The organism is Acidobacteriota bacterium (assembly GCA_033549365.1).
In the GTDB taxonomy this organism is placed as follows: Bacteria; Acidobacteriota; Aminicenantia; order Aminicenantales; family Saccharicenantaceae; genus JAWSUF01.
Window position 1 is genome coordinate 1 of record JAWSUF010000034.1, and the last position, 6065, is coordinate 6065.

Genomic DNA, 6065 nt, shown 5'->3' on the forward strand with positions numbered 1-6065 from the left:
GCTACGCTGGCGTCTGCGTATGTTCCTGATTTTGCTTAAGTTATAGGAGGCTCATAGAATAATGGCGAAAGTCGGGTCGATATAAGCGTTATCCGTCGGCTTCCCCGGACGGGAAAAGTCCAAAGTGACATGATTCCAGTAGGCCCAGAGATCGACGTCCTTCGAGATGAATTCCGGGCCGTTGTCAACACGTATCGTCTGTGGTCTCCCGTGGTTCTTTACGGTTCGCTCCAAAACCTCGACCACTTCACATCCACGGATCCTCTGGCCGACATGAATCGCCAGGCTTTCACGCGTATGATTGTCCACTATCGTTAAAAGCCGGATCCTCCGCCCATCGAAGAGCTCATCCGACATGAAATCCATGCTCCAACACTCGTTCTTTTCCGCGGCCAGAGGCCGAAGCTCCCTCTTCACACAGGCCTTGCGCCGCCTGGGAGGCCGTCGTCTCATGGCCAATCCTTCCTCCCGGTACAACCGATAGATGCGCTTGTGATTCACGTGCCATCCTTCACGTTCGATCAGGACATGAAGCCGTCTGTATCCGTACCCGACGCGCACCCCAGCCAGATCCCGAAGACGCATCCGAAGCGCCGTCTGCGGGTCGGCCGTGCTCTTGTAACGAACGGTCGATCGGGCCAAGGCTAAGCTCTTGCACGCCCGCCGCTCGGAGACCTGATAGGATGTCGTCGCCACAAACATCAGATCCCGCATCTCGGCGGGCTTCAGAACTTTTTTGATAAGGCATCCTGAAGCATCTGCTTATCGAGGGTTAAATCAGCCACCAAGCGCTTCAATCGGCGATTCTCTTCATCGAGCTGCCTCAACCGGCGAAGCTCCGAAACGCCCAACCCCGCATACTTCTTCTTCCAGCGATAGAATGTAACCTCGGAGATCTCCATCTTCCGGATGATCTCCGCCACCGGCGTCCCGCTCTCCGCTTGGCGAAGAGCAAAGACGATTTGCGCCTCCGTGAACTTCTTCTTCATCTCGAACTCCTTTCCGAATGCCTGATTTTATCAAAAAAGTTGCATCCGGAATGGACCAAGATCCGGGGGGCAGGTCATATGTTGGGCCTCACCCAAAAACTGGTCCGGCCAGAAATGAAGTTTTTTGGCTTTGCATCCCTTTCTTGAAATTATCAATGAACTCCTTTGGAGTCAAGTCCCCAAGGGCACTATGCGGCCGGAACTCGTTATAGTCCCTCCGCCACTTCTCGATCTTTTCTTTCGCATCCTCCATCGACAAAAAGCTAGTGTACAGTGATGTTTGCAGCTAGTGTACAGTGATGTTTGCAATTTTACATAGGAGGTGGGCCATCGTAAACTCTCATTGGCCGCAAAACCGAATGAGAGGAGGAATATTACTACGATGGCCCAACAGCATTATAAGACACTCTTCAAAAAGGCGCTATTGCAGTTCATCACGGAGCCGGATCCCTTCCTGGCCATGCTCAAGTGGGTGATGACGGAACTGATGAGAATCGAGGTGGAGGCAAAAATCGGAACACCCAAAGGGAAGCACGCCAAGGACCGGACGACGCATTTTTCGGGGACAAGGGTGAGGCGTGTCGATACCCGGATGGGAACGGTCTATCTTCTTGTGCCTAAGGTCCGGAAAGGCGGCTACGTTCCGTTCTTCATCTCGGAGAGGCGCCGGTCCGAACAAGCTTTGATGGCTGTCGTGCAGGAAGCTTTCATCAACGGGGTTTCGACCCGAAAGATCGAGCGTCTGGCTCATGCCATGGGTATTGAAAACATCTCCGCAAGCCAGGTCTCGGAGTTCAACAAAGAGCTCGATCATCATGTTGACGATTTTCGCAACCGGCCTCTGGCGGAGGAGTATCCGTTTCTCTGGATCGATGCTCTGTACCAGAAGGTCCGGGTCGATGGGCGGGTGGTGTCGGTCGCTGTCATGATCGCCTGTGGTGTCAATCCGGCCGGCTCTCGGGAGATCCTGGCTGTCGAACCGATGTTCGACGAATCGGAGGCCTCCTGGTGTCTCTTTTTCCGCAAGCTCAAGGCCCGGGGGATGAAGAGAACCGCACTCTGTATCTCTGATGCTCATGCGGGCATCCAGGCTGCAGTCCGGAGGGAATGGCTGGGCGCCTCCTGGCAGCGATGAAAGGTTCACTTCATGCGGAATATTTTGGCCAGAGTGCCTCATCGGGAAAAAGGCCGCTTTGCAGCCCATCTGAAACAGATCTTGCTGCAACCGGACAAGACGAGCGCCCGGCGGGCTGCAGACGCCCTCGTCGAAGACTATGGGAAGCGGTTCCCCGAAGCACTCTCCTGTCTGGAAGAGGGTCTCGAGGACTCTCTCTCGTTCTATGACTTCCCGGAGGTCGATAAGAAACGAATCTCCTCGACCAACGGGCAGGAGCGACTGAACAAGGAGATCCGCCGCAGAAGCCGGGTGGTCGGTGTCTTCCCTTCGATGGAGTCCTATGTTCGTTTGACCATCTGCTATCTCATCGAATACTCGGAGGACTGGGAAAATGATCGGAGCTATATCCGGGAGGACAAGGTCCGCGGATCTTTGGACAGGCTTCATGAGCTGATGGCTCAAGCGGCTAACTGATGGGAGTTATGATGGCCCCGAAATTGCGAACGAATCTTGACACGACCGACAAAAACCAATTCACGTTCAAGCATTCGTCCCGAAACGAACCGTTGAAAGACTCGATATAAGCGTTATCCGTCGGCATCCCCGGACGGGAAAAGTCCAGAGTGACTTTATTCCAGTAGGCCCAGAGATCGACGTCCTTCAAGATAAATTCCGGACCGTTGTCCACCCGAATCGTCTGCGGGTCGGCCGTACTCTTGTAGCGAATCGTCGATCGAGCCAAAGCCAAACTCCGGCAAGGCCACCGCTCGGAGATCTGATAGGATGTCGTCGCCACAAACACCAGATCCCGCATCTCGGCGGGTTTCAGAACTTTTTTGATAAGGCATCCTTAAGCATCTGCTTATCGAGGGTAAATCAGCCACCAAACGCTTCAATCGGCGATTCTCTTCATCGAGCTGCCTCAACCGGCGAAGCTCCGAAACACCCAACCCTGCATACTTCTTCTTCCAGCGATAGGACGTGACCTCGGAGATCTCCAGCTTCCGAATGATATCCGCAACAGGCGTCCCGCTCTCCGCTTGGCGAAGAACAAAGACGATTTGCCCCTCTGTGAACTTCTTCTTCATTTCGAACTTCTTTCCGAATGCCCGGTTTTATTAAAAAGTTGCATCCGGAATAAACCAAGATCCGGGGGGCAGGTCAACATTCAAGAATAATGAAAAACAAAAAAAATGTGGTGGCCCATGAGTTTTCCGAGTCGACGAAAACGAAGGCTATTTATTGGAGTGTTTAAGTATCATTATTGGGACGCCCGGTAACGAAATATCACTCCATTAATCACGTTCCATTTTTTACAAAAGACATGAGCTCGGGAAAATTATAATAACCGTATCATGCTGATATATATAGAGTAACAGGTAGCCTAGTCTTTGCAGATCTTTCTTTAAAAAGATCTTTTTTCGAAATGGCACATTTTTTGGATTACTTGGAGTGTGAGTATCAAGATGAGAGAAAAAAAAGAAGGACTGAGAAAGAGTGACTTCGGATCTGCCAATGGAGGAAGGGACGAAGGGCGCAAGAAAGGAGGTAGAGAAAGAGGAGAATCTCAAAAAGTGGAGAAGGAGGTCTTCCGGAGCCAGGCAGGTCTCGGGGCCGGCTTCGTGAAAGAGGAACCCGAGGTGACGAAGAAAAGGAGAGAGAACATGTTGCGAATGGTGAGTCTGAGAGGTGAGGGTGCCGCAATCATCCTTGATTCTCTTCCTGCGGGAATCTTCCGCGGCGGAGATGCCATTCCCCCGGGAACGTTTCATGGTGGAGATGCGATCCCTCGGGGAACGTTCCATGGTGGGGATGCTATTCCCCCGGGAACATTTCACTGAGGTTTGACTCCAATGAAACGATCATGCAGTTGGCGGAGGCGGGCAACCCGCCTCCGCCAACTCATGAGCAAGGAAGGAAATTTCTTTAGCGAGAGAGCCGAGGGGGAAACCGCGAGGACAGGGCAATGAGAAGACAGACCCGATACTATAGAACTCGTGACGGAATGGCGGATTATTTCTTCAGTTTCGAGGAGCAAGGGGATGGTACATGGCGAGTGTATATCGAAAGTCAGCCGTCTTACCAAGGTCGTGATAGCGGTGCGATATCGACTCATCGACTTTCTGCAAACGGACGAAAATATATTTGCTGGACACGACCTATCCGTACGTTAAGAGATGCCATGGATATTGCGGCTGTCTGGGCTGACAAGACACAAGAATACATTCGAACAGGAAGGCATTTTTAAAAAAAAAGGAGGAAAGATGAGGGATTCATTCAATGATGAGAAAGGGAATGGAGGAAAGCCTCCGGTGTTTCAACTCAGTGCCGAAGTCCTTGAAGAAGTCGTCAAGACCATTGGAAGCCTGAATGCGGAAAGCGGCGGTGTGGGCGGCGGAACAGGTGAGGTGGTGAATTGTTTTCATTTTGACGAAAGCAGCCGCAACTCTGCGGTGACATATTCTCCGGACCATAGAAGGCTGAACCATCTTTTTGAGACGACTTGGAATCCCGCCGGTGTGCGGCTGCAAGTGATATTTCACAGTCATCCCGGCAGGATGAGGGTTCTTTCCGGAGGGGATGAGATATACGCAGAAAGAATTCTTAAGGCGATTAAAGATCTGCAATGTCTCTGGCTTCCGATCATCAATACTTTTCCGGATACAGGGATGTTTCGGATGACCCCTTGGGCCGTATCACTAAGTGACCAGGGTGTGTCGATAGTCAAGGGCAAAGTGCTGGTGATCAACGGTCAAGGGGCTTCAACGAATGAATCCGATAAAAGGATCTTTACGGAAAAGATAAAATTGGGAGTCCTTCTTGATGAAATTCTTATCGAAGGAAAGAAAGCCGCTCAGATTGCCGATCACAAATCTTCGACTTCCGGGAGTGAAAGTGTTTGTGGCAACAATCAATCTGAAGAAGAAAGAAGCCCGGGCCAAACAGAAAAGCCCGCTTGGATCTCCGAGGCAAAGAAGTCTTTCAATGTTCGACAGACCTTCGATCGAGTTCAACAAGCCTACGACATTCCGCTGATGCAGAAGTCCAGAATCATAGCCGTAGGTGCAGGGGGAGCGGCTGAATGGCTTGAGCAAATCGCACGTACCGGTGTGGGGCAGTTTGTTTTGATCGATCCTGATCATGTGTCAGAAACAAATCTGGCGACACAGCAGACTTATCGTCGGGATATCGGGCGCCCAAAGGTTGACTGTATCGCGGAGCGCATCCGTGATATCAATCCAACCGCTCGAGTTTTGGCAATTCAAAAAAGCTTGGATGATCTTTCCGATGATGAGATGCGGAATCTTTGTGCTAATCCGATCGACGGGTGCCAAGCTGAACAGTCGATCATTTGTGGGCTAACGGATAGTTTCTTTGCTCAAGCACGCGTGAACAGGCTTGCTCTGAAGTTCGGGCTGCCTAGCCTTTGTGCCCAGGTCTATAAAGAGGGGCGCGGGGCCGAGATTACGTTCACATATCCTGGGGTTACCCCGGCTTGCCACCGGTGCATACTGAGCTCCAGGTATCAGCATTTCACGGAAATGGCCGGAGAAAACGATGTGACGTCTCATGGGACGCCAATTTTCGCTACGGCAAGACTCAATGCTCTTAAGGGTTTCATCATCTTGGCCATGCTCCATCATAGATCTGGGCATCCCAGATGGGATGGGATGCTTTCGCGGATCGGAAAGAGAAATCTGATCCAGATCCGCATGGATCCGGATTTTAGAGCATCCCTTGGTCTTGAGGTGTTTGATCGGGTATTTGAAAAGGCTGATAGGAAACGACTTTTCTTTGATGAGGTGGTTTGGCTTCCTCAGGATCAAGAGTGCCCTGAGACCGGGTATGCGCGTTGCCCGGATTGTTTAGGAACAGGGGATTTGAGGGAATTGGTGGGGAGGATTGGGGATACGCGATTGGATGTTGAGGCGAGAGATGTGGGGAATAGGAGTGAAAAG

2 protein-coding genes and 5 pseudogenes are annotated in these 6065 nt (G+C 51.5%); 3 read left to right on the forward strand and 4 right to left on the reverse strand.

All coding sequences use genetic code 11. The features are described from left to right. Positions 1 to 75: 75 nt before the first annotated feature. A pseudogene (locus SCM96_15790) lies at positions 76 to 989 on the reverse strand (IS3 family transposase). A gap of 88 nt (positions 990 to 1077) precedes the next feature. Continuing rightward, a pseudogene (locus SCM96_15795) lies at positions 1078 to 1251 on the reverse strand (integrase core domain-containing protein). Positions 1252 to 1371: 120 nt separating this feature from the next. On the opposite strand from SCM96_15795, the pseudogene SCM96_15800 reads away from it, so the two are divergent. Then, a pseudogene (locus SCM96_15800) lies at positions 1372 to 2580 on the forward strand (IS256 family transposase). 43 nt (positions 2581 to 2623) lie between these two features. Here the strand turns inward: SCM96_15800 and SCM96_15805 are convergent. Then, positions 2624 to 2809: pseudogene (locus SCM96_15805) on the reverse strand (integrase core domain-containing protein). Positions 2810 to 2905: 96 nt separating this feature from the next. Beyond that, positions 2906 to 3194, reverse strand: a pseudogene (locus SCM96_15810) (transposase). 378 nt (positions 3195 to 3572) lie between these two features. Between SCM96_15810 and SCM96_15815 the strand changes: the two are divergent. Next, positions 3573 to 3947 carry a hypothetical protein gene (locus SCM96_15815; GenBank protein ID MDW7762089.1) on the forward strand — a complete coding sequence of 125 codons (375 nt, stop codon included), beginning with the start codon at positions 3573 to 3575 and terminating at the stop codon, positions 3945 to 3947. A gap of 423 nt (positions 3948 to 4370) precedes the next feature. Next, positions 4371 to 6065: ThiF family adenylyltransferase (locus SCM96_15820; GenBank protein ID MDW7762090.1), on the forward strand; the 1695-nt coding region annotated here is incomplete at its 3' end.